Origin of the sequence: Hydrogenophaga sp. (assembly GCF_030373245.1) — a bacterium.
In the GTDB taxonomy this organism is placed as follows: Bacteria; Pseudomonadota; Gammaproteobacteria; order Burkholderiales; family Burkholderiaceae_C; genus Hydrogenophaga.
This window is the reverse complement of sequence record NZ_JAUCZF010000001.1, coordinates 286655-308804: the sequence shown is the minus strand read 5'-3', so window position 1 is coordinate 308804 and position 22150 is coordinate 286655. Positions and strand designations below refer to the sequence as shown.

The 22150-nt window shown below is 64.8% G+C and carries 20 protein-coding genes and 3 tRNA genes; 12 read left to right on the top strand and 11 right to left on the bottom strand.

Annotation, left to right across the window (positions count from 1 at the left end; translation table 11 throughout):
* Positions 1–34 precede the first annotated feature (34 nt).
* Genes QUV25_RS01530 through QUV25_RS01510 form a run of 5 tightly spaced genes read left to right on the top strand, consistent with a single transcriptional unit; the run spans position 35 to position 4313 of the window.
* A complete protein-coding gene (locus tag QUV25_RS01530; protein ID WP_300861981.1) occupies positions 35–1408 on the top strand; it encodes a pitrilysin family protein in 1374 nt (457 codons plus the stop codon).
* Positions 1408–2766, top strand: coding sequence for a pitrilysin family protein (locus QUV25_RS01525; RefSeq protein ID WP_300860772.1), 1359 nt, complete (start codon positions 1408–1410; stop codon positions 2764–2766). The genes QUV25_RS01530 and QUV25_RS01525 overlap by 1 nt, the downstream gene beginning before the upstream one ends.
* A gap of 46 nt (positions 2767–2812) precedes the next feature.
* Positions 2813–3421, top strand: a complete 609-nt coding sequence (rsmD, locus tag QUV25_RS01520) for a 16S rRNA (guanine(966)-N(2))-methyltransferase RsmD (protein WP_300860771.1) — start codon at positions 2813–2815, stop codon at positions 3419–3421.
* Between the two features lie 36 nt (positions 3422–3457).
* Entirely contained in the window at positions 3458–3958 is a 501-nt protein-coding gene (coaD, locus tag QUV25_RS01515; protein ID WP_300860770.1) for a pantetheine-phosphate adenylyltransferase, read from the top strand.
* Between the two features lie 46 nt (positions 3959–4004).
* Positions 4005–4313: a YfhL family 4Fe-4S dicluster ferredoxin gene (locus tag QUV25_RS01510; RefSeq protein ID WP_300860769.1), complete on the top strand. Its 309-nt coding sequence runs from the start codon at positions 4005–4007 to the stop codon at positions 4311–4313.
* Here the strand turns inward: QUV25_RS01510 and pth are convergent.
* The 7 genes from pth to QUV25_RS01475 all read right to left on the bottom strand — a co-directional run bounded on the left by pth (position 4253) and on the right by QUV25_RS01475 (position 10225).
* Positions 4253–4933 (bottom strand): aminoacyl-tRNA hydrolase, encoded by a 681-nt coding sequence (pth, locus tag QUV25_RS01505; protein WP_300860767.1) that lies wholly within the window; start codon positions 4931–4933, stop codon positions 4253–4255. The two genes, QUV25_RS01510 and pth, sit on opposite strands and share 61 nt — an antisense overlap.
* 99 nt (positions 4934–5032) lie before the next feature.
* A complete protein-coding gene (locus QUV25_RS01500; RefSeq protein ID WP_300860766.1) occupies positions 5033–5662 on the bottom strand; it encodes a 50S ribosomal protein L25/general stress protein Ctc in 630 nt (209 codons plus the stop codon).
* An 87-nt stretch (positions 5663–5749) separates the two neighbouring features.
* Positions 5750–6724, bottom strand: a complete 975-nt coding sequence (locus QUV25_RS01495) for a ribose-phosphate pyrophosphokinase (RefSeq protein ID WP_300861979.1) — start codon at positions 6722–6724, stop codon at positions 5750–5752.
* Between the two features lie 88 nt (positions 6725–6812).
* A tRNA-Gln gene (locus QUV25_RS01490) sits at positions 6813–6889 on the bottom strand.
* A 95-nt stretch (positions 6890–6984) separates the two neighbouring features.
* Entirely contained in the window at positions 6985–7875 is an 891-nt protein-coding gene (gene ispE, locus QUV25_RS01485) for a 4-(cytidine 5'-diphospho)-2-C-methyl-D-erythritol kinase (protein ID WP_300860764.1), read from the bottom strand.
* 23 nt (positions 7876–7898) lie between these two features.
* On the bottom strand, positions 7899–8414 hold the full coding sequence (locus tag QUV25_RS01480) for an outer membrane lipoprotein LolB (RefSeq protein WP_300860763.1): 516 nt from the start codon (positions 8412–8414) through the stop codon (positions 7899–7901).
* Positions 8411–10225, bottom strand: a complete 1815-nt coding sequence (locus QUV25_RS01475; RefSeq protein WP_300860762.1) for a tetratricopeptide repeat protein — start codon at positions 10223–10225, stop codon at positions 8411–8413. Before QUV25_RS01475 ends, QUV25_RS01480 begins: the two co-directional genes overlap by 4 nt.
* A 92-nt stretch (positions 10226–10317) precedes the next feature.
* Between QUV25_RS01475 and mutM the strand changes: the two genes are divergently transcribed.
* The 3 genes from mutM (at position 10318) to mutY (ending at position 14260) form a co-directional block, all read left to right on the top strand.
* Positions 10318–11133 carry a bifunctional DNA-formamidopyrimidine glycosylase/DNA-(apurinic or apyrimidinic site) lyase gene (gene mutM / locus QUV25_RS01470; protein ID WP_300860760.1) on the top strand — a complete coding sequence of 272 codons (816 nt, stop codon included), beginning with the start codon at positions 10318–10320 and terminating at the stop codon, positions 11131–11133.
* Positions 11134–11222: 89 nt separating this feature from the next.
* Positions 11223–13166, top strand: a complete 1944-nt coding sequence (locus QUV25_RS01465; RefSeq protein WP_300860759.1) for a dynamin family protein — start codon at positions 11223–11225, stop codon at positions 13164–13166.
* Positions 13163–14260, top strand: coding sequence for an A/G-specific adenine glycosylase (mutY, locus tag QUV25_RS01460; RefSeq protein ID WP_300860758.1), 1098 nt, complete (start codon positions 13163–13165; stop codon positions 14258–14260). Before QUV25_RS01465 ends, mutY begins: the two co-directional genes overlap by 4 nt.
* 14 nt (positions 14261–14274) lie before the next feature.
* Here the strand turns inward: mutY and rapZ are convergent, their stop codons facing one another.
* The 3 genes from rapZ to QUV25_RS01445 form a co-directional block, all read right to left on the bottom strand.
* Complete coding sequence (gene rapZ / locus QUV25_RS01455) at positions 14275–15198, bottom strand: RNase adapter RapZ (RefSeq protein WP_300860757.1); 924 nt, start codon at positions 15196–15198, stop codon at positions 14275–14277.
* A gap of 10 nt (positions 15199–15208) precedes the next feature.
* On the bottom strand, positions 15209–16852 hold the full coding sequence (recN, locus tag QUV25_RS01450; RefSeq protein WP_300860756.1) for a DNA repair protein RecN: 1644 nt from the start codon (positions 16850–16852) through the stop codon (positions 15209–15211).
* A 61-nt stretch (positions 16853–16913) separates the two neighbouring features.
* Positions 16914–17792, bottom strand: coding sequence for an NAD kinase (locus tag QUV25_RS01445; protein ID WP_300861977.1), 879 nt, complete (start codon positions 17790–17792; stop codon positions 16914–16916).
* Between the two features lie 135 nt (positions 17793–17927).
* Between QUV25_RS01445 and hrcA the strand changes: the two genes are divergently transcribed.
* The 4 genes from hrcA to greB all read left to right on the top strand — a co-directional run bounded on the left by hrcA (position 17928) and on the right by greB (position 19816).
* Positions 17928–18953 (top strand): heat-inducible transcriptional repressor HrcA, encoded by a 1026-nt coding sequence (hrcA, locus tag QUV25_RS01440; RefSeq protein ID WP_300860755.1) that lies wholly within the window; start codon positions 17928–17930, stop codon positions 18951–18953.
* Between the two features lie 25 nt (positions 18954–18978).
* A tRNA-Ile gene (locus QUV25_RS01435) sits at positions 18979–19055 on the top strand.
* Positions 19056–19084: 29 nt separating this feature from the next.
* Positions 19085–19161: transfer RNA gene (locus QUV25_RS01430), tRNA-Arg, on the top strand.
* Positions 19162–19252: 91 nt separating this feature from the next.
* The gene (gene greB, locus QUV25_RS01425) at positions 19253–19816 is read left to right on the top strand and encodes a transcription elongation factor GreB (protein ID WP_300860754.1); all 564 of its coding nucleotides are present in this window, start codon (positions 19253–19255) and stop codon (positions 19814–19816) included.
* Here greB and QUV25_RS01420 read toward each other — a convergent pair whose 3' ends face one another.
* Positions 19817–22075, bottom strand: a complete 2259-nt coding sequence (locus QUV25_RS01420; protein ID WP_300860753.1) for a bifunctional (p)ppGpp synthetase/guanosine-3',5'-bis(diphosphate) 3'-pyrophosphohydrolase — start codon at positions 22073–22075, stop codon at positions 19817–19819.
* Positions 22076–22150: the final 75 nt, after the last annotated feature.

The following is a 22150-nucleotide window of genomic DNA, read 5'->3' as shown; positions in this document are numbered from 1 at the left end:
TCTGTTCTTCGTGGCAGGGATCATGATGGCCCAGATGCCCGCGCGAGCATCCACCGCGGCCATTTCGGGCGCATCGCCCACCGCCCAGCAGTTCACCCTCTCCAACGGCATGACGTTGATCGTGCGGCCTGACCGGCGCGCGCCCACGGTGGCCCACATGCTGTGGGTGCGCGTGGGTTCGATGGACGAGGTCGATGGCACATCGGGCGTGGCCCATGTGCTGGAACACATGATGTTCAAGGGCACACCCAGTCTGAAGCCGGGTGAATTCTCGCGCCGCATGGCTGCGCTGGGCGCGCGCGAAAACGCCTTCACCAGCCGCGACGCCACCGCCTACCACCAGCAGCTGCCGGCCGAGAAGCTCGAAGCCGTGATGCGGCTGGAGGCGGACCGCTTCGCCAACAACCAGTGGGCCGACGAAGAGTTTGTGCGCGAGTTGGAGGTGGTGAAGGAAGAGCGCCGCCAACGCACCGAAGAATCGCCGCGCGCGCGCATGTTTGAAGCGCTCAATGCGATCGTGTTCCAGGCCAATCCCTACCGCCGCCCGGTGATCGGCTGGATGAGCGATCTCGACGCGATGACACCGGACGACGCTCGCGCCTTCTACCGCCAGTGGTATGTACCGGGCAATGCCGCGGTGGTGATCGCGGGCGATGTGGACGTGGACCAGGTGAGATCTCTGGCCGAAAAGCACTATGGCGCTATCCCCGCGCGTGCCGTCCCCGCGCGCAAGCCGCGCGAGGAGCCGGAACAGGTGGGCCCTCGGCGCATGGAGTACCGCGCCGCAGCCGACCAGTCGCTGGTCGCGCTGGTCTACAAGGTGCCGCGCTGGACTGGCGGCGAAACGGCCACCGATCAGGACGCGCTGGCGCTGACCGTGTTGTCGGCCGTGCTCAGCGGCTACAGCGGCGCTCGCCTGGAGCGAGCCCTGGTGCAGGGTTCGGGCACGGGCGGCAAGCGCATCGCCGACAGCGCGGGTGCGTCCTACGGTCTCATGGGCCGAGGCCCCCAGCTGTTTTCGCTCTCGGCCGTGCCTGCCACCGGCGTCACCCCCGAAATGGCGGCTGGCGCCCTGAAAGCCGAACTGCAGCGGGTGGCGCGTGAAGGCATTGGCCAGGCTGAGCTCAAGCGTGTCATCACCCAGTGGACGGCGGGTGAGGTGTATCAACTGGATTCGGTGTTCAACCAGGCGCGTGAGCTCGGCAGTTACTGGATCAACGGCATGGATATCCACACCGGCGACCGGCTGATGCAGCGCCTTCGCAGCGTGACACCGGCCCAGGTGCAGTCCGTGGCACAGCGCTATTTCAGCGAGGAACAGCTCACCACCGCGGTGCTCGTGCCCGACGCCAGCAAGCGCCAGGCGGCCGCACCGGCGCGAGCCCCTTCCACACCAGGACGCCACTGATGAACCTCACGCTTTTGGTCTGGCCTGCCGTGGCGCGCCGTCTGGTTCTGGTGGGTGCTGTTGCATGGCTCGCGCTGGCGGGCACTGCGCAGGCCGCCATCCCGATCCAGCACTGGACCCACGCCAGCGGCGCCCGCGTTTACCTGGTGCCCAGCCCCAGCATTCCGATGCTTGACGTGCAGCTCAACTTCGATGGTGGCAGCCGGCGCGACCCGGCGAACCAGGCCGGTCTCGCCAGCATCACCGCCGGTCTTCTGCTCGACGGCGTGGCCGCGCAAGGCGCCCAACCCGCGCTGGACGAAAACCAGCTTGGGGAAGCCTGGGCAGACCTCGGCGCCCAGTTTGGTGCCCAGGCCAGTGACGACCGGTTCAGCTTTTCGCTGCGCACCCTGACCGAGCCTGAGCTGATGCGCGGTGCGGTGGCGCTCGCCGCGCGGCAGATGGCCGCGCCCGCCTGGCCCGAGCGCATCTGGCAGCGCGACCGGGAGCGCGCCCTCGCAGCCCTGAAAGAGGCCGAGAACCGCCCCGGCACCCACGCCGGGCGCGCCTTCTCCCGCGCCGTCTACGGCCAGCACCCCTACGGCCAGGACATCACACCCGCCACGCTGAACGCCATCACCGTGGCCGACATGCGCAGCTTTTATCGTCGCCACGTGGCGGCCTGCCGGGCCCAGGTGAGTCTGGTGGGGGCGATCGACCGCGCACAGGCCGATCAAATCGTGGAGCAATTCATGGCCGCGGTGAAGCCGCACGGCTGTGAACCGCTGCCACCCGTGGCCGAGGTCGCACCGCTGACTCAGGCGGTGGAGCAGCGCCTGCCGTTTGATGCAGCTCAGGCTCAGGTGCTGATCGGTCAACCTGGTGTCAAGCGCGACGACCCTGACTTCTTCCCGCTCATCGTGGGCAACCACATCCTGGGTGGTGGCGGCTTTGTGTCGCGCCTCACCACCGAAGTGCGCGAGAAGCGGGGCTTGAGCTACAGCGTCTACAGCTACTTTTCCCCAGGCCTGCACGCAGGCGCGTTCCAGCTCGGCCTGAGCACACGACCCGACCAAGCCGATCAGGCGATCGCCGTCGCGCGTGAAGTGGTGCAGCGTTTCGTGGCCGAGGGACCGACCGAAGCCGAGTTGCAGGCCGCCAAGGACAACCTCGTCAACGGCTTTGCGTTGCGCATCGACAGCAACAAGAAGCTGCTTGACAACGTATCCAACATCGCCTGGAACGACTTGCCACTCGACTACCTGGACCGCTGGACCCAGAAGGTTCAGCAGGTGAGCCTGGCCGACATCCGCCGCGCGTTTTCCCGCGTGATCCAGCCAGAGCGCATGGTCACCGTGGTGGTGGGCGCCAAGCCCTGATCGGGCCTGTCATCAGGCCGTCGGGTTCGCGGCGTAAGCTCGGGCCATGAAGCCCTCCAAACCACCTCGCACCGCTGCCGCACCCCAGGAAGTGCGCCTGATCGGCGGGCGCTGGAAGCGCACACCGCTGCCGGTGCTGCAGCGTCCCGGCTTGCGCCCCACGCCGGCGCGGGTGCGTGAGACCCTGTTCAACTGGCTGGGCCAGGACCTGAGCGGCTGGCGTTGCGTGGACGCCTTTGCTGGCACCGGTGCGCTGGGGCTGGAAGCGGCTTCGCGGGGCGCAGCCGAGGTGGTGCTGGTGGAGCAGGACGCGGCGCTGCTGGCCCGCCTGAACCAGCTCAAGGCGCGGTTGCAGGATGCGCAAGCCCTGCGCATCGAGCGTGGCGACGCAGTGGCCTCCCTGAGACAGCGAGCCGGACAAGGGCTGGACCTGGTGTTTCTGGATCCACCGTTTGCCGAGGGTGAGAACGAAGCGCTGTTCACGGCGGCCCTGCTGGCCGCCCGCGCCACCCTGCGCCCCGAGGGCCTTATTTACCTGGAAGCGCCTCACCCCTGGAGCGCAGAAGCGCTGGACCCGCTGGGCCTGGAGGTCCATCGGCAAGGCAAGGCCGGCGCGGTGGCCTTTCACCTGTTGCGGCTACTGAGTGCCCAGTGAGGCGTTGGGCACGAGGCCTCACGCATAATCCTTTCCATGGACACGGCCACGCCCCGCATCGCGGTTTACAGCGGCACCTTCGACCCCGTCACCCGCGGGCACGAGGACGTGGCGCGGCGCGCGGCGCAGCTGTTTGACGAGGTGATCATCGCGGTGGCCATGGCGCACCACAAAAAGACCCGCTTTGGCCTGAAGGACCGGCTCGCGATGGCCAGTGAGGCGGCCGCCCAGCTGCCAGGCCAGGTGCGCGTGCTGCCGTTTGACGGCCTCATCATGGATTTCTGCCGCGAGCAGCGCGCTTGTGCGGTGGTGCGCGGCATCCGCAACCTGACCGACTTTGATTACGAAGCGCAAATGGCCGCGATGAACCGCAAGCTGCTGCCCTCGGTCGAAACCGTGTTCTTGCTGCCTGATGCGCCGTTGCAGTGCATCTCCAGCACGCTGGTGCGCGAAATATCCTATCTGGGAGGCGATGTGTCTCAGATGGTGAGCCCCCATGTGGCCGCTCGCCTGCTTACGCCTCCGGTGCAGGCCTAGCCATGCAAAGCGCTTTTGCCTGTTCCGAGATCACTGGGAGTACGCCGTGGCTTTGATGATCACCGACGAGTGCATCAACTGCGATGTGTGCGAACCCGAATGCCCGAACCAGGCGATCTACATGGGCGAGGAGATCTACGAGATCGATCCGTCCAAGTGCACCGAGTGCGTGGGGCATTTCGACGAGCCGCAATGTGTCCAGGTCTGCCCGGTGAGCTGCATTCCCATTCACCCCGACCATGTGGAGTCGCGCGAGACGCTGTGGCAGAAGTACCAGCGCCTGCAGGGCGAGGCTCAGCCAGCGGGATCGGGGTCTGCCAGGCCTTCGCCGGCCTCGTCCGGGGGCGGTGTCTGATCGTCGGCTGAAGCCTTGGGCACAGGGCGCGCTGGCTTGGGCCGAGGGGGCTTGCTGGTGTGGATCAGCGCGGTGGCCTTGTCCATCTCGCCCGCGATCAGGTGGGGCAGTGCCTTCAGGCAACGGTCCAGCGTCTGTGCGATGGCGATTCGGTCATCTGGGGAAGGTTTCTTCAGCACCCAGTTGGCCACCTCGCTCTTGTTGCCAGGATGACCGATGCCGATGCGCAGACGCCAGTAGTCGGCGCTGCCGAGCTGGCCGTGGATGTCGCGCAACCCGTTGTGGCCTGCGTGACCGCCTCCACGCTTGAGCTTGGCTTCACCCGGTGGCAGGTCGAGCTCGTCGTGCACCACGAGCACTTCTTCGGGCGTGATCTTGTAGAAGCGCGCCACCGAGGCGACACATTTGCCCGAGAGGTTCATGAAGGTCTGAGGTTCGGTCAGCCACACCGTTTGCCCCGCCACGTTGGCGCGACCCAGCAGGCCAAAGTGCCCGCGCTCCATTTGCAGCGGCGTCTTGAGCGCCCGCGCCACCTCATCGACCCACCAGAAGCCGGCGTTGTGGCGAGTGTCTTCGTATTCGGGACCCGGGTTGCCCAGGCCGGCGATGAGTCGGATCATGGTCGGGATTATGGGTGAGCCAAAAAGCAACAGCCCGCGTGAGCGGGCTGCTGTGCGGGCTGGGTGGCTGGGACCTGTTGCCCCGCCCCATCGGCCGGCTTACTTTTTCTTCTTGCCTTTTTTGTCGTCGGCAGGTGCGGCATCCACCGGAGCGGCCACGACCTCTTCCACCTTCGGTGGCACCAGGGTGGCCACCGTCAGGTTGGTGCGGCCGTGGGTGACTCGCTTGATGCCCTTGGGCATGACGAGGTCGCGGGCGTGGATGGTGTCGCCCTTCTTGGCATTGCCCAGGTCCACCTCGATGAATTCGGGCAGTTGCATGGCCAGGCATTCCACTTCAATCTCGGTCATGACGTGGTTGACCACGCACTTGTCGGTTTTGACCGCTTCCGAGTTCTCGGCGTTGACAAAGTGCAGCGGCACTTTCTTGTGCAGCCGGGTTTTTTCGTCCACGCGCTGGAAGTCCACGTGCAGCACCTGCGGCTTGTAGGGGTGGTACTGCACATCGCGCAGCAGCACTTTGTGGGTCTTGCCAGCCAGCTCCATGTCGAGAATGGAGGCGTGGAACGTCTCCTTCTTCAACGCGTGCCACAAGGCGTTGTGATCCAGTTCGATGGTGACCGGTGCGGCCTCGCCACCAAACACGATACCGGGCGCGCGACCGGTGTTGCGCAGACGGCGGCTCGCACCCGTACCCTGCTTGGCGCGCTCAAAAGCGACAAATTGCATGACTGACTCCTGTTGAGGGGTTCCGCGACCAGAACGCCTCGGGTTGAAAAGAACCGTGCCGATTGCACAGTTCGCTTTTTGCTGCCGTCAGAACAGGTTGTCCTGATCGGCAAACAAACTCATGACCGACTCACCCGAGGCAATGCGCGCGATGGTTTCGGCCATCAACGGTGCCACGGAGAGCTGGCGGATCTTCTTGCAGGCCTGGGCGGCTTGCGACAAGGGAATGGTGTTGGTCACGACCACTTCATCCAGTGCGTCGCCTTTGGCGATGCGTTCGATGGCGGGACCGGAAAAGATGGGGTGGGTGCAGTAGGCGTAGACGTTCTTGGCGCCGCGCTCCTTGAGCACCTCGGCCGCCTTCACCAGGGTGCCGGCGGTGTCGATCATGTCATCCATGATCACGCAGTTACGGCCTTCGATGTCGCCGATGACGTGCATCACTTCCGACACGTTGGCCTTGGGACGGCGCTTGTCGATGATGGCCATGTCGCAGTTGAGCTGCTTGGCCAGCGCACGTGCGCGCACCACGCCACCCACATCCGGCGAGACCACCAGCAGGTCGGTGTAGTTCTTCTGGCGCAGATCGCCCAGCAACACCGGCGAGGCGTAGATGTTGTCCACCGGAATGTCGAAAAAGCCCTGGATCTGGTCCGCGTGCAGGTCCATGGTGAGTACGCGGCTCACGCCCACAGCCTGCAGCATGTTGGCCACGACCTTGGCCGATATCGGCACGCGACTGGAGCGCGGACGGCGGTCCTGGCGGGCATAGCCGTAGTAGGGAATCACCGCAGAGATGCTGACCGCAGACGCGCGCTTGAGCGCGTCGACCATGATGATGAGCTCCATCAGGTTTTCGTTGGTCGGGGCACAGGTGGACTGGATCACGAACGCGTGGCGAGCGCGCACGTTCTGGGTGATCTCCACCGTGACTTCGCCATCCGAGAACCGACCCACATTGGCCGAGCCGAGCTGGGTACCCAGACTGTGTGCGATCTCCGCAGCCAACACCGGGTTGGCGTTGCCGGTGAAGATCATGAAGTCCGGAGGCTGAACCTGCATGGCGGTGTAAGCTGCATCCATAGCGTTGAAGCGCGGCGCTGGCGGTGTTTGCAGCGGCAGACCCGGTGCGTGATGTGAACAAAGTGAGTGGCAGGGGAGGAAGGACTCGAACCCTCGCATGCTGGAATCAAAATCCAGTGCCTTTACCAACTTGGCGACTCCCCTACGCAGGTCAACTGATCGGCACCAAGGCTGTTTCAGTCCACCCAAAAACGTCGCAGGTCACGCATCAACTGCCCGAACTGATGCGAAATCCGATTCTAATCGGAACACCAGTCCAGCAATGGATGCGCATCCATGTTGCTGCAGACTTGAACCACCCAATGCGGCGGGGCATCGGAGAAGTCCATCGCCTGCGGCAGCTGCGCAAAAACCGCGGTGCCCGAGCCGGTCATTCGGCCCTGCAGGCCGTGGGTTGCAAGCCACTGCAGGCATTCCGACATCTCCGGGCACAAGCGCTCTACCACCGGTTGCAAGTCGTTGTGGCCAAAATCCAGCAATTGCCCGATTTCGCACCGCAACGGCACAAACTGTTGGTCGGTTTGGTCTTTTGCAGCAAAGCCTTGGATTGTAGCAGTTTCCGTGTCGCGTTTGAGTGAGGCGTCACCAAAGATGCGTGGGGTGGAAGCACCTGCTGGTGGCTTGACCACCACAAATCGGGCAGGCGCCAGCGAGATCGGTGTGATCTGCTCGCCCACGCCTTCCACCCAGGCGTTGCGCCCGTACACGAAAAATGGAACGTCGGCGCCGAGCTGGAGGCCGATCTCGGCCAGCTGGTGTCGGCGCAGCCCCAGGCCCCAGAGCCGGTTGAGCGCCAGCAGGCAGCTGGCGGCATCGGATGAGCCGCCGCCCAGGCCCGCTTCGGCCGGCAAACGCTTGTCCAGACCGATGTGCACCCCGAAAGAACAGCCCGTCACCCTTTGAAGCGTCCTGGCCGCCTGGGTGCACAGGTCATCGGCCGGCAGACCAACACCGCTCAGGTCTTCCCGGCTGATCTGACCGCTCGCTCGCCGTTCAAAATGCAGGCGGTCACTCCAGTCAATCAACATGAAGGCCGACTGCAGCAGGTGGTAGCCATCTGGGCGGCGACCGGTGATGTGCAAAAACAGGTTGAGTTTGGCTGGCGCCGGCACATCGTGCAGCGAGTTCATTGGTTTGACAGCCCCTGACGTCGTCATGGCAAAAACAGCAGGCGCAGCTCGGCGGTGGGCAAGGGGCTTTCGCGTCGCGCAGTGATACGGCCTTGGCTTTGTTGAGACAGGTCAGCTGTCCAGCCCGCGCTTGCCGGGTTGTCGCCACGCAGCCAGCCGAACAGGGCCGCCACAGGAAGCGCGGTGCCGCTGAGCTCGGTGGTGAGCTCGTCCAGGCTGGCGCGGCGCTGTACCTGACCACCTTGCTGCAACTCTGCCCCCGCTGATGACCAGCGCACCTGGGCGATCGTATTGCCCAATGGCGAGCTGAGCAGCAGTTCGCCGGCGTCGGGCGCGCCGCGCAGGTCGAAGCCGGCAGAGAACGACTGAGGCGGGACGCTGTCCACGCGCAAGGCCAGCCGCCCGCTCCAGGCTTCAGTCTTTGAGGAGCTTGAGTCCGGCGGCGTCGCACAGGCCACCAGCACAAGCGGCGCAGCCAACAGACCACCCAGCAGCCGGCGACGCTGGGCGAGGCCGGCCGGCGCTGTCGGGTCGCTCACGGTTTGACCTGAAATCGCTTGAGCGTTTCTTGCAGGGTCTCGTTGTCGCTCGCCAGCAAGAGACCCTCACGCCAGATCTTGAGCGCCTGTTCGCGCTGTCCCAGCACCCACAGCACCTCACCCAGGTGGGCAGCGATCTCGGCGTCGGGCCGCTTGGCGTAGGCCGCCTGCAGAATCTCCAGTGCGCGCTCGTTGTTGCCCAGGCGGTATTCGACCCAGGCCAGGCTGTCTTGGATGTAGGCGTCGTTGGGCGCCAGCGACACCGCCTTTTCGATCAGCTGCTTGGCCTCAGGCAGGCGGATGTTGCGGTCTGCCAGCGAGTACCCCAGCGCGTTGTAGGCATGGTGGTAGTCGGGCCTGGCGGCAATCAGCTGGCGCAACAACCGCTCCATCTCGGGCAGGCGGTCGGCCTTCTCGGCCATCATGGCCTGGTCGTAAAGCAGGTCGGTGTCTTGCGGGAAGCGCTTGACCGCCTCGCCGTACACCTCATATGACGCCTCGTACAGCTTGAGGTCGCGCAGCAGCCGCGCCTCGGCCACCAGCTTCAGGCGCGCGTCACCCTCGCGCCGCTCCGGCTGGTTGCGCAGCAGCGCACGTGCCTGGTCAAGCTGCCCCTGGCGTGCCAGCAGCGAGGCGCGCCGCATCTGTGCCTCCATGATGTCGTCGGCATTTTCGATCCGGTCCAGCCAGGCGTTGGCGGCGGAGAAGTCTTTCTGCTTCTCGGCGATTTGTGCCATCAGCAGGTAGGCCTGGGTGAGTCCGCGCGCAGTGCGCTCGTTGCTGGACTGGCGAGCCAGCGTCATGTAGGTCTGCAGGGATTGCGTGGCCGCGGGCAGGGCGTTGGACTGCACCTGCAAGGTGGCCAGGAGCAGCCAGGGTTCAGGGAGGTCGGGATGGCGGGCGGTGAGCGCGTCCAGCTGGGTGCGCGCTTCGGCGCTGCGCTGCAGGTCCAGCAGCGCGCGGGCGTAGTTCAGGGCGACCGAGTGTTCGCGTGTTCCGGCGCCCGTTTCGGCGGCTTTCAGATGACGCAGGATGACCGCTTCAGCGTCGGCCTGCCCGCGCTCGAACAGCTCCAGCGCCAGCAAGGCGGGAAAAGGCGAGGCCGGGTCGGCTGCATGACCCTGGCGCATGGATGCCAGCGCAGCCGGCTCCTGCTCGGCCGCTAGCTGCATGCGACCAATGGTGGTCCAGGTCGCTGCCGCCCGGTCGTTCCTGCTCAACGAGTCGCTCAGTGCTTCGCGCACGGCCGCGAGCGCCGCCGCCTTGTCGGGAATGCGGGCGTAGGTCTGCGGGATGGCGTTGAGGGTGTTGTTGCGTTCGTTCGCCGGGCTGCGCTCGACGATAGCTCGCAACACCGGCGGGGTTTCGCTCACCCGATTGAGAGCCAGCAGAATCTGAAGCAGGTAGCGGTCGGCCTCGGGGTCTTGCGGCAGGTCGGCAGACCAGGCGCGCGCAGCGGTCAGGGCAGCCTCTCCCGAGCGGTTTTGCAGTGCCACCTCGACCGCACGGCGGAACAGCGCGGGATCGCGTTGCTTGCGGGCGGCATCGAGCAGCAGCGAGAAACCCGCGCCTGCGTCACCATCGCGCACCTTGAGTTCGCCGAGCAGCAGTTGGTAAAAAAGGGGCGCGGTGAGTGCCGAGTTGGTCACCCCAGGCGCCGCCTGGGTCGGCGCCGGTGTCGCAGTTTGGGCGTGAAGGGGCGTGGCGCTCACCAGCAGTCCCACCGCCGCCGCCAGCATCCAGCCGACCTCGCTGCGCACCGGTTTATCAGAGAAGGACTCGGCCTGATCGGCGCGGCGCAAAGTGGTCATCGGGTCATGATAATGGAAGGCCAAAGAGCCCGTGCCTTGAGATTCCATGGCCCCACGGGCGTTCCCGAACCCTGAGTCAACGAACGGTTTTCATGCCCGAACTGCCCGAAGTCGAAGTTACCCGCCGCAGCTTTGCCGATCGCATCGCCGGTGCCCGCATCATCGACCTGCAACTGGGCAAACCCTTGCGCTGGCCTCTGGGAGTGGAGCGCGAGCGTTTGATCGGGCAGGTGGTGCAATCGGTAGGCAGGCGCGGTAAGTATCTGTTGGTGGAGCTGGGCGAAGGCTGCCTGCTGTTGCACCTGGGCATGTCGGGCAGCCTGCAGTTTGCAGCCGAGCTGCCGCCGCGCGGCACGCACGACCACTTCGAACTGGTGACCACGCGTGGACGGTTGCGGTTGCACGATCCCAGAAGGTTTGGGGCGGTGGTATTCGCCGCGACCCTGGACGACCCGGTAGCGCAAAAGCTGCTGGGCGGGCTCGGCGTGGAGCCGCTGGAGGCCGGTTTTGATCCGGTGTCCTTTCACCAGCGGCTGAAACAGCGGCGTGCCAGCATCAAGCAGGTGCTGTTGGCCGGCGACATCGTGGTGGGTGTAGGCAACATCTATGCTTCCGAGGCCTTGTACCTTGCCGGCATCCGCCCCACCCGGCGCGCCGATCAGCTGAGCAAACCCGCCGCACGTCGGTTGCATCAAGCCGTGGTGACGGTGCTGCAGCGCGCGCTGGCGCTGGGTGGCAGCACGCTGCGAGATTTCTCCAGCGCCGAAGGTCAGAGCGGCTACTTTCAGCTCGATGCCATGGTCTACGGCCGCTCGGGCCAGCCCTGCCGCGTTTGCGGGACACGGGTCAAGACCCTTCGCCAGGGTCAGAGGTCGAGCTTTTTTTGCCCGGTCTGTCAGAAGCCCTGAGCCGTGGCCAGGCCCCATTCCGTGAATTTTCCGCTGTTGGCGGCCGCGGGTGCGATGCTATATTGACTGATTCCTTCAGAGCACGGTGTATGAGCTTCATTCAGGATTTCGACGAGCACGGGGCTTGGCGCAAGCAGTTTGCTTTGCGGCTCAAGCTCTTGTCCGAGTGGCTGATCGATCATGACCTCATGCAGCCTGGCGTGCGCGATCGCTTGGAGCAGCTTCACGCCGAGGTCAAGAGCGACAAGATCATGGTGGCCTTTGTCGCCGAGTTCTCGCGCGGCAAGTCAGAGCTGATCAACGCGGTCTTTTTCGCTGGTTACGGTCGGCGCATCATGCCGGCAAGCGCCGGGCGCACCACCATGTGCCCCACCGAGCTGTCCTACGACGCCGAGATTCCGCCCTGCCTGCGGCTGCTGCCGATCGAGACACGCCTGCAACCCCAGTCGCTGCTGGACTGGAGAAGTGCACCCAACAAATGGGAGCGGGTCGACCTGGATGTGAACGATCCCAAGCAGCTGGCCAAGGCGATTCACAAGGTGGCCGAAGTGCGTCGGGTCAGCCGGGCCGAAGCGGCCTCGCTCGGCTTCTGGAATGAAGAGACGCCAGAAGACAATCCGCTGCCCGGTCCGGACGGGTTGATCGAAGTGCCGAAGTGGCGCCATGCGCTGATCAACATGGCGCACCCGCTGCTCAAGCAGGGCCTGGTGATACTGGACACGCCAGGGCTCAACGCCATCGGCGCTGAGCCCGAGCTCACGGTGAGCCTGTTGCCGCAAGCGCACGCGGTGGTGTTCATTCTCGCGGCCGACACCGGTGTGACCAAATCCGACCTGACCATCTGGCGTCAGCACCTGGCCACGCTGGGCGAAGGGCGCGAAGCGCGGCTCGTGGTGCTCAACAAGATTGACACCATGTGGGATGCCCTGAGCACCCCCGAGCAGGTTCAGCTGCAAATCGCGTCGCAGCGCACCGATTCGGCCGACATCCTGGGCCTGTCACCACGGCAGGTGCTGGCAGTGTCGGCGCAGAAAGGCCTGCTGGCCAAGGTCAACCGCGACGAGAAGCTGCTGGAGGCCAGCAACCTGCTGGAGCTGGAGGCAGCGCTTGGCGTTGGCCTTCTGGGACAGCGCCGCAAGATCCTCACCGCTGCCGTTTCGTCTGGCATCGACGCCTTGCGCGACGAAACCGGGCGGCTGGTGCACATCCGGGCGCGTGATCTGGTGGAGCAAGTGCAGGAGCTGGAAGGTCTGCGCGGCAAGAATGCCGGTGTGATCAAGCAGATGCGTTTGCGGATTGAGCAAGAACAGGCTGACTTCGACGCCAGCGGCGCCAAGATCCAGGCAGTGCGTTCGGTGCACCTGCGGCTGCTCAAAGACCTGTTTGATCTGTTGAGCGCGACCCAACTCAAGACCGAAGTGATGGAGCTGGCGCGCGCGCTCAAGCAGCCTGGCGTCAAGCTGGGCGTGCGGCGCGTGTACGGCCACACTTTTGACCGTCTGCGCGCCGGCCTGCAGCAGGCTGACCGCCTGGCGGGCGAAATCCAGTCCATGCTGGAAGGCAGCTTCAAGGGTTTGAACGCGGAGTACGGGTTTTCCTTGCAGGCGCCTGAGCCTCCCCATCTGGCCCAGTACATCAAAGAGCTCGACCTGGTCGAGAAGAGCCACTTGCAGTACCTGAGCCTGGGCAATGCCTTGCGCCTGGCCCAGCCCGAATTTGGCGAACGCCTGGCGCGTGCGCTGATGAGCCGCTTGCGCGTGGTTTTCGAGAGCGCGGTCAACCAGGTCGAACTCTGGAACAAGTCGGCTGCTGCCCAGCTTGATGCTCAGCTGCGCGAACGCCGGCGCAATTTTGGTCGTCGCATCGAAGCGGTCTCGCGCATTCAGCAGGCGGCTGGTGGGCTCAACGAGCGCATTCGCGAGCTTCAGATGCAGCAGGCCGAGCTCAACCTGCTCGACGCCAAGCTCACCGAGCTCACCGACCACCTGCTGGCCTCGCCTGAAGAAGCCCCGGCCGAAGTCGCGCTCGCATGAGCGCCTTGCCCGCGGCGGCGGGCCAGGACCCGCTGCCGGCCGCGTTTGCGCCGCGCCTGATCGCCTGGCAACGGGAACATGGTCGGCACGGTCTGCCCTGGCAGCAGACGCGAGACCCTTACCGGGTCTGGTTGTCCGAGGTCATGCTTCAGCAGACCCAGGTGAGCACTGTGCTCACCTATTTCGACCGTTTTCTGCAGCGATTTCCCGACGTCCATTCGCTGGCTGAGGCGCCCGCCGACGCCGTGATGAGTCTGTGGGCCGGGCTGGGTTACTACTCCAGGGCCCGCAACCTGCATCGATGCGCCCAGGTGGTGGTGCAAGACCATGGCGGTGTGTTTCCCCCAGCAGCGGCCCAGTTGCAGACATTGCCGGGCATTGGCGCCTCGACTGCGGCGGCCATCGCGGCGTTCTGTTTTGGCGAGCGGGTGTCCATCGTGGATGGCAATGTGCGGCGGGTGCTGGCGCGATTGCTGGCGTTTGATCAGGATCTTGCACAGGCGGCGAGTCAGCGCCAGCTCTGGGCGCTGGCGCAGGGCCTGCTGCCGCCATCTCCCACGCCGGCCGACATGAGTGCCTACACGCAAGGTCTGATGGATCTGGGCGCCACCGTGTGCCGGCGCAGCCAGCCGCTGTGTGAACGGTGCCCGGTGCAGGCGCTCTGTCAGGCCCGTTCGAATCAGACAGTGACGCAGTTTCCGGTGAAGTCATCCAGGGTCAAGCGCCGCGCGGAAAGCTGGTGGTTGCTGGTGCTGAAAAGCCCTTCGCTGGTCCCGGACGGCATGGATTTCTGGCTGGAACGCCGTCCCGCGCCTGGCATCTGGGCTGGGCTCTTCTGTCCGCCGGTGCTGGGCAGCGAAGCCGAGCTGCAGCAGCGTGTGCCGGCGCAAGCCTGGCAGGCGGCTCAGCACTTGCCGGCGATGACCCACAACCTGACCCACCGCGAGCTGCGGCTGTATCCGGTGGTGGTTAAGGTGGACCGCGCGTTGGTCTCCGAGCGGCAGGCGCCAGGCGTGTGGGTGAACGTTGCGGAACTGGCTGCGCTTGGCTTGCCCGCGCCCGTGCGCAGTCTGTACCAGCAGCTCGCGAGCTGAGACCAAGACGCGAGTCAGCCGACGTCGGTGGCGCGTTGGGTGCGCGCCGGCCAGTCGCCGATTTCCCGGTGGCGCACCCGGGTGGACCAGTCGGATGCAAAGGTTTGGGACAGCGCCTCGGCCAGGTAGACCGAGCGGTGCTGGCCCCCGGTGCAACCAATGGCCACTGTGACGTAGCTGCGGTGATCACGCAACATTTGCGGCAACCAGTCGCGCAGGAAGTCGGTGAGCTGATCCCGCATGCGCAGCACCTCGGGTTGTGCCGCCAGAAAACGGGCCACAGGAGCGTCTCGCCCGGTCAGGGCTTTCAGCTCGGGCTCGTAGTGCGGGTTCGGCAGCATGCGCACATCAAAGACAAAGTCGGCGTCCATGGGGATGCCGCGCTTGAACGCAAACGATTCGAACACCAGTGTGAGCGGCGCCTGCGTGGCACCCAGCAAGTCCTTGATCTGGCTGCGCAGCTGGGCCGGTCGGATCAGGCTGGTATCGAACACCAGCGCCTGCTCGCGCAGCTCGGCCAACAGTTCACGTTCGTGCTCGATGGCGTCGGTGAGCGCGCGGTGCTGGTCGTTGGCGCTCTTGAGCGAGAGCGGGTGCACGCGGCGGGTCTCGGAGAACCGGCGCACCAGCGTGTCGGTGGTCGCGTCGAGGAACACGGTTGTCAGGTGAACGCTGCGCTGAGGGCGGTTCTGCAGCAGTGCCAGGCGTTGTGGCAGACCGGGTAGCGAGCCGGCACTGCGCACATCCATGGCGATCGCCACCTTGTCCGCGCGCAGGCCTTGCTCAAGCGAGATGAAGGCCTCCAGCAGCTCGGGTGGCAGGTTGTCGACACAGTAAAAGCCCACGTCTTCCAGCGCGGTCAGCGCGACTGACTTGCCCGAGCCGGACATGCCTGTGACCAGCACCAGTCGGATGGGAGATTCTTGCGGATCGTTCATGGCGCAGGTCTCAGGAAGTCAGCATTTCGCGCGCATGCGCCAGCGATGCTGCTGAAGCATCACCGCCTCCGAGCATGCGGGCCAGTTCGCTCACCCTGGCGTCTTCTGCAATTGTCTGGACCGAACTCAGCGTCTGGCGCCCACTGCGCTGCTTGCTCACCAGCAAGTGGTGGTCGGCGCTGGCGGCGACCTGGGGCAAGTGGGTGACCGCCAGCACCTGCCGATCCCGACCGAGCTGGCGCAGCAGATGACCCACGGTCTGTGCCACCGCGCCACCCACGCCGGCGTCGACCTCGTCAAAAATCAGGGTCGGCGCCTGCCCCAGCTGGCTGGTGATGACCGAGATGGCCAAAGCGATACGCGAGAGTTCGCCCCCTGAGGCGACCTTGCCCACGGGACGCGGTGTCGCACCAGCGTGGCCCGCGACGAGAAACTCCACCTGCTCCCAGCCGTGTGCTTGCGGTTCGTCCAGGCGCTGCAGGCTCACCTCAAAGCGCCCGCCGCCCATGCCCAGAGTCTGCATGGTGGCGGTGACCGCTTTTGACAGGCGTGGTGCAGCCTGCTGGCGCAACCGGCTGAGTGCCTGGATCTCGGCGTCAAAAGTCTGCCAGGCTTTTCGCTCTGCGCGCTGCAGGGCATCGAGATCAAGCGCCTGGTCGATCTGGGCGAGTTCCGCGCGCCATTGGGCATGCAGATCGGCCAGATCCTCGGGCGCGCTGCGGTAGCGCCGTGCCAGCGCCATCCACTGCGACAGCCGATTGTCGAGTCGGGCCAGACTGGCTGGGTCCTGGTCGGTGTGGCGCGCGACCTGATTCAGGCTGTGCACGATGTCCTGCACCTGAGCCAGCGCCGCCTCCAGCGTTTCGACGCTCTGGGCAAATGCGGGTTCGATGTGTGCCTGAGCGCGCAAGGCGGTGAGAGCCCGATGGATCAGGGCGATCGCGCTGTCTTCCTGGTCGTCCAGCAAGCGGGCAGCCAGCTCTGCGGCGTCAATCAAGCCCTGCGCATTGGCCAGTCGCCCGTGTTGCGCATTGAGTTCGCTCCATTCTTCAGGCCTGGGGCTGAGCTTGTCCAGTTCGGTGATCTGCCAGCTCAGGCGTTCGCTGTCGTGCCGCAAGCTGTTCTGGCGTTCGGTGGCGGCTTGAAGCGCTTTGCGTTGCTCGCGCCAGTGAGCCCAGGCGGTATGCGCCGAAGTGCCATCGATGCCGGCGTAGGCGTCCAGCAATTCGCGAACCGCGGCGGCACGCGTCAGGCATTGCCAGGCGTGTTGTCCGTGGATGTCCACCAGATCGTCGGCCAGGGCCTTGAGCTGGCTCATGGTTGCCGCGCCACCGTTGATCCAGGCACGGCTGCGGCCATCGGCATCGACCGTGCGGCGCAGCAGCAGACTGTCTTCGATGGGGAATCCCTGGTCTTCGAGCCACGCTGCCACTTTGTCGCCGATATCGAATTCGGCCGCGATTTCGCAGCGCGCCGCACCCTCGCGCACCACGCCGCTTTCAGCGCGCGCGCCAAGCGCGAGCTGCAAGGCGTCGATCAGGATGGATTTGCCCGCGCCGGTTTCTCCGGTCAACACCGAAAAGCCGGTGGACAGGTCCAGGTCGAGGGATTGCACGATGACGAAGTCGCGCAAGGCTATGCGTCGAAGGCTCATGAAGCGGGGACGTTGGCAGGTCCGGGCAGGACGGAACGAAGCCACTATTCTGACCGGGAAATCAGGCGCCTTCGTTCCAGTGAAGTTTCTTTCGCAGCGTGTCGAAGTAACTCCAGCCCACCGGGTGCAGCAGGCGCAGCGCATGCTCCGAGCGGCGCACGACGATGCGGTCGCCATGCAGCAGGCTGGTGAGCGACTGCATGTCGAAATTGGCACTGGCGTCTTTGCCCGAGACGATCTCGACAGCGATCTCGCTGTGCGACGGCAGCACGATGGTCCGGTTGGACAAGGTGTGGGGCGCGATGGGCACCAGCACCCAGCCAGCGATGGACGGGTGCAGCAGCGGTCCGCCGGCCGACAGCGCGTAGGCGGTGGAACCCGTGGGGGACGCGATGATCAGGCCATCAGCCCGTTGGTTGGCCACAAAATGCCCGTCCACCTCCACCCGCAATTCGATCATGCTGGCCACGCCACCCCGGTTGACCACCACGTCGTTGAGGGCGGTGGCCTCGAACACGCAGCGCCCGTCGCGCCAGACCGACGCTGCCATGAGGGCACGCGCGTCTTCTTCGTATGCACCGTGCAGGATGGGGCGCAGCGAATCGCGAAAGGTCTCGAAAGGGATGTCGGTGATGAAACCCAGCCGGCCCTGGTTCACGCCCACCAGTGGCAGGCCATGGCGCGCCAGCTGCCGTCCGACTCCGAGCATGGTGCCGTCGCCTCCGACCACCAGGGCCAGGTCGCAGGCACTGCCCATGGCGGCCACGTCGAGCGCTGGGTACTGGTTCAGGCCCGTGTTGAGGGCGGTATCGCGCTCCAATGAGACCTCACACCCCTCATCGTGCAGAAAGTGAGCAATCTCTTCGACCGCGTGGCGCGAGCCGGGCGCCTGGTACTTGCCGATGATGACCACGTGCCCAAAGCGCAGCCCGCTTGGCATGGCGGCCAGTGCGAAGCGGGCTGGAGCAGACGGGTTCATCGCCGGATTACAACATGCGTGCGCCTGTTGACGGCTCCCCGGAAACCCTTGCCGCAAGGAGCGCCACGGCCGTGACCTTGTCCTTAAAATGGCTCGATGCTGGACGACCGCGCCAATCTGCTGCTCAAGACCCTGGTCGAGCGTTACATCGCCGACGGGCAACCCGTGGGCTCGCGCACCCTGGCCAAAGCGGCTGGCATGGAGCTGTCACCGGCGACCATCCGCAACGTGATGAGCGACCTGGAAGAGTTGGGGCTGATCGCCAGTCCACACACTTCGGCCGGGCGCATTCCCACCGCACGAGGTTATCGGCTGTTTGTCGACGCCATGCTGACCGTGCGGCGTGAGAAGCTCAGTGTGCCCAGCGACATCTCCAGTCCTGGGATCGAAGCGGGCCAGCCGCAGCGCGTGATCAGCCACGCGGCCAACATGTTGTCGAATCTGTCGCAATTTGTGGGCGTGGTGATGGCGCCGCGGCGCAGCTCGGTGTTTCGTCACATCGAGTTCCTGAGCCTGTCTGATCGGCGCGTGCTGGTGATCATCGTGTCGCCCGATGGCGACGTGCAGAACCGCATCATCCACACCCAGACCGACTTCACCCAGTCGCAGCTGCTGGAGGCGGCGAACTTCCTGAATGCGCACTACGCTGGGCTGACCATGGAAGCGGTGCGTGAGCGGCTCAAGGTCGAGGTGGACCGGTTGCGCGGCGAAATTGCCGACCTGATGCGTGCCGCTGTGGATGTGAGCCCCGACGATCCGTCCGAGCAAGATGAGGTGGTGGTGGCTGGCGAACGCAACCTGCTGTCGGTCAGCGAATTCTCCAGCGACATGAGCAACCTGCGTCGCATGTTCGACCTGTTCGAGCAGAAGACGCAGTTGTTGCGGCTGCTCGACGTGTCGGCCCAGGCCGATGGTGTGCGCATCTACATCGGCGGTGAAAGCCAGGTCGTGCCGTACGAAGGCCTCTCGGTAGTGACTGCGCCCTACGAGGTGGACGGTCAGGTGGTGGGTACGCTGGGCGTGATCGGCCCGCAGCGCATGCCCTATGAGCGCATGATCCAGATCGTGGACGTCACGGCCAAGCTGGTGAGCAATGCGCTGAGCCACAGCAAGGGCGGCTGAACCCAGCGCCTACAATTAAGCTTGCGGGCCGTTAGCTCAGTTGGTCAGAGCAGAGGACTCATAATCCTTTGGTCGTTGGTTCAAGTCCAACACGGCCTACCACCCGAAATCTGGTTATAATATGAGGCTTAGCGGCTGTAGCTCAGTTGGATAGAGTACTTGGCTACGAACCAAGGGGTCGTGGGTTCAATTCCTGCCAGCCGCACCATATGAAAAGCCTGCAGCCACAAGCTGCAGGCTTTTTCTTTGGGTCCTGCGCTTGGCTGGTTCTGGCCCATCGTGTCACCATCCTCCACCTCATGAGCAAGGCCTTCACCCGAGAAACCGACCCAGAAGACGACGATTTGCCGTCAGCGCCGCCGCTCGCGCCCGATGGCAAGAATTACATCACCCGGGGTGGCTACGAGCGACTGCGCGCCGAACTCATGAACCTGATCGACGACGAGCGGCCCCGCATTGTCGACATCGTGCACTGGGCCGCCAGCAATGGTGACCGTTCGGAGAACGGAGACTACCTGTATGGCAAGAAACGGCTGCGCGAGATTGACCGGCGCATCCGCTTTCTGACCGGGCGCCTGGAAATCGCCGAGGTGGTGAATCCTTCGTTGCATCACGGCTCTGACCAGGTGTTCTTTGGTGCGACCGTGGTCTACCTCGATGGCGAAGGATGTGAGACTCAGGTCACCATCCTGGGCGTGGACGAGGCCGACACCAGCCAGGGGCAGATCAGCTGGATTTCGCCAGTCGCACGCGCGCTGATCAAGGCCCGCGAGGGCGATGTGGTCAGGTTGGTGCTGCCCGATGGACCGCAGGAGCTGGAAGTGCTGTCCGTGAGCTACCCAGCCGGTACTGGCTCAGCCTGATCAAGGCCTCATGTTCTTGGCGCGCTGCGCCCTGAGGACAGACGCCGTGCGCTTGAGGCTGCGCAGCACCGCGGCCAGGTGCTGCCTGTCACGGACTGCTACGGTGAATCGGATGTCGGTGGCATTCTGCGCGGGCTCATCCCCCATGTCCACGTGGGTGATGTCGGCCTCGGCTGCGGCCATGGCCGACGCCACACGCGCCAACACCCCTTTGCCGTTGGTGACGGTGATGGTGACCACAGTCTCGAAGGCGCGCACGGGTTCGTCTGCCCATTCCACTTGAAGAAAGCGCTCGCTGTCGCGCAGAAGGAGGCGCTTACCGGTGGGACAGTCTTCTGCGTGCACCATCAGGCCTTCACCGCGACCCAGGTAGCCCACGATGCGGTCACCCGGAATCGGCTTGCAGCAGTTGGCGTACTTGACCGACACACCCTCGCTGCCGTCGAGGGTGACCACGCCCTGCAACGCCGAGTCCTCGCGCCCGCTGGCGTAGCGCTCGTGGCTGATAAGCAGCGCATCGGGCTTGAGGCCACTTTCTGACAGCAACACCGCCATTTTCTTGCCCACCATGCTGGCGATGCGCTTGCCCATGCCGATGTCCGACAGCAGCTCGCCGCGAGACTGATTGCCGGTAAAACGCAACAGCTTTTCCCACGCCGCCTTGTGTTCGCCATCTTCGCTGGGCAGCTGTGCAATGCCTTCGAAGCGCAGGGCCTGGGTCAGCATGCGCTCGCCCAATAGGTGAGACTCCTCCTGAGCCAGGGTCTTCAGGTGGTGGCGGATCTTGGAGCGCGCTCGGCCCGTCTTGACGAACGAAAGCCAGGCCGGATTGGGCTCGGCGTGGTCGCCGGTGATGATCTCGACCACGTCACCGTTGTTGAGCTCGGTGCGCAGCGGCGCTTCTTCGCCGTTGATGCGTGCTGACACCGCGCGGTTTCCCACACCACTGTGAATGGCGTAGGCGAAGTCCATCACGGTCGCACCACGGGGCAACGAGAGAATCTTGCTCTGTGGGGTGAACACGTACACCGCATCTGGAAACAGGTCAATCTTGATGTGGTCCCAGAATTCAGCGGCATCGTGCGTTTCCTGCTGGATGTCGAGCAGCGACTGCAGCCATTGCGTGCCCAGGCGCTGCGACGTGTCGCTGCCAGGCTCGCTGGCCTTGTAGAGCCAGTGGGCGGCCACGCCCGATTCAGCCACCACGTCCATGGCGTGGGTCCGCAGCTGGAACTCGATGTTGGTGCCGAACGGCCCGATCAACGTGGTGTGAAGCGACTGGTAGCCGTTGACCTTGGGAATGGCCACATAGTCGCGAAATTTTCCCGGCACCGGCTTGTAAAGCTGGTGGAGGATACCCATACCCGTGTAGCAGTCGGTGAGCTCGGGCACGATGATGCGAAAGCCGTAGATATCGGTCACCTGGGAGAACGACAAATGCTTGCTGTCCATCTTCCGGTAGACCGAATACAGCGTCTTCTCGCGCCCGATGATGCGCACCTGCAAGCCGTGCCCGATGAACAGCTTCTCCACCTCTTCCTTCACCCGCTCGATCAGATCCCTACGGCGGTGGCGCGATTTGTTGAGCGCTTTGTCCAGTACCTCAAAACGCCACGGGTGCAAAAAGCGAAAGGCCAGTTCCTGCAGCTCGCGGTAAGTGAAATTCAGCCCCAGGCGATGGGCGATGGGTGCGTAAATTTCCAGCGTTTCGCTGCTGATGCGCTGCCACTTGTCGCGCGGCATGTCACCCATGGTGCGCATGTTGTGCGTGCGGTCGGCCAGCTTGATCAGGATGACGCGCACATCCTTGGCCATCGCCAGCAGCATTTTTCGAAACGACTCGGCCTGGTTTTGCTCTCGGGTGTCGAACTCGAGTTTCTCCAGCTTGGTCAGGCCATCCACCAGCTCGGCCACCGGCGCACCGAAGCGCTGGACCAGATCTTCCTTGGTCACGCCGCAGTCTTCGATGGCATCGTGCATCAGCGCAGCCATCATCGCCTGCGCGTCCAGCTTCCACTCGGCACATTGCGCCGCCACCGCGATCGGGTGCGTGATGTAGGGGTCGCCGTTCTTGCGCAGCTGGCCCAGGTGGGCCTCGTCCGCAAAGCGGTACGCCTGACGAATGTGCTCAATGTCGTCCGGGCCGAGGTAGTCGAGCTTGCCCACCAGCGCGGCAAAGCTGGCCGCAGCCGCGCTGTCTGCCGGGCGTGCCTGGGGCACAGGCAGCTCGGGCGAGGAGGTGTCGACCATGAGACTCATGACGCTACTTTAGCGCGGCAGCGCTCCTTGCGCTGCTGGTCTCCGCCTGAAGTCCTTATCGTGCTGTTGCAACGG

Excerpts from the sequence above, each read along its gene's own strand:
- QUV25_RS01530 (WP_300861981.1), top strand. The coding sequence starts at position 35 with ATGCCCGCGCGAGCATCCACCGCGGCCATTTCGGGCGCATCGCCCACC.
- QUV25_RS01525 (WP_300860772.1), top strand. The coding sequence starts at position 1,408 with ATGAACCTCACGCTTTTGGTCTGGCCTGCCGTGGCGCGCCGTCTGGTT.
- rsmD (WP_300860771.1), top strand. The coding sequence starts at position 2,813 with ATGAAGCCCTCCAAACCACCTCGCACCGCTGCCGCACCCCAGGAAGTG.
- coaD (WP_300860770.1), top strand. The coding sequence starts at position 3,458 with ATGGACACGGCCACGCCCCGCATCGCGGTTTACAGCGGCACCTTCGAC.
- pth (WP_300860767.1), bottom strand. The coding sequence starts at position 4,933 with ATGATCCGACTCATCGCCGGCCTGGGCAACCCGGGTCCCGAATACGAA.
- QUV25_RS01500 (WP_300860766.1), bottom strand. The coding sequence starts at position 5,662 with ATGCAATTTGTCGCTTTTGAGCGCGCCAAGCAGGGTACGGGTGCGAGC.
- QUV25_RS01495 (WP_300861979.1), bottom strand. The coding sequence starts at position 6,724 with ATGCAGGTTCAGCCTCCGGACTTCATGATCTTCACCGGCAACGCCAAC.
- ispE (WP_300860764.1), bottom strand. The coding sequence starts at position 7,875 with ATGAACTCGCTGCACGATGTGCCGGCGCCAGCCAAACTCAACCTGTTT.
- QUV25_RS01475 (WP_300860762.1), bottom strand. The coding sequence starts at position 10,225 with ATGACCACTTTGCGCCGCGCCGATCAGGCCGAGTCCTTCTCTGATAAA.
- mutM (WP_300860760.1), top strand. The coding sequence starts at position 10,318 with ATGCCCGAACTGCCCGAAGTCGAAGTTACCCGCCGCAGCTTTGCCGAT.
- QUV25_RS01465 (WP_300860759.1), top strand. The coding sequence starts at position 11,223 with ATGAGCTTCATTCAGGATTTCGACGAGCACGGGGCTTGGCGCAAGCAG.
- mutY (WP_300860758.1), top strand. The coding sequence starts at position 13,163 with ATGAGCGCCTTGCCCGCGGCGGCGGGCCAGGACCCGCTGCCGGCCGCG.
- rapZ (WP_300860757.1), bottom strand. The coding sequence starts at position 15,198 with ATGAACGATCCGCAAGAATCTCCCATCCGACTGGTGCTGGTCACAGGC.
- recN (WP_300860756.1), bottom strand. The coding sequence starts at position 16,852 with ATGAGCCTTCGACGCATAGCCTTGCGCGACTTCGTCATCGTGCAATCC.
- QUV25_RS01445 (WP_300861977.1), bottom strand. The coding sequence starts at position 17,792 with ATGCCAAGCGGGCTGCGCTTTGGGCACGTGGTCATCATCGGCAAGTAC.
- hrcA (WP_300860755.1), top strand. The coding sequence starts at position 17,928 with ATGCTGGACGACCGCGCCAATCTGCTGCTCAAGACCCTGGTCGAGCGT.
- greB (WP_300860754.1), top strand. The coding sequence starts at position 19,253 with ATGAGCAAGGCCTTCACCCGAGAAACCGACCCAGAAGACGACGATTTG.
- QUV25_RS01420 (WP_300860753.1), bottom strand. The coding sequence starts at position 22,075 with ATGAGTCTCATGGTCGACACCTCCTCGCCCGAGCTGCCTGTGCCCCAG.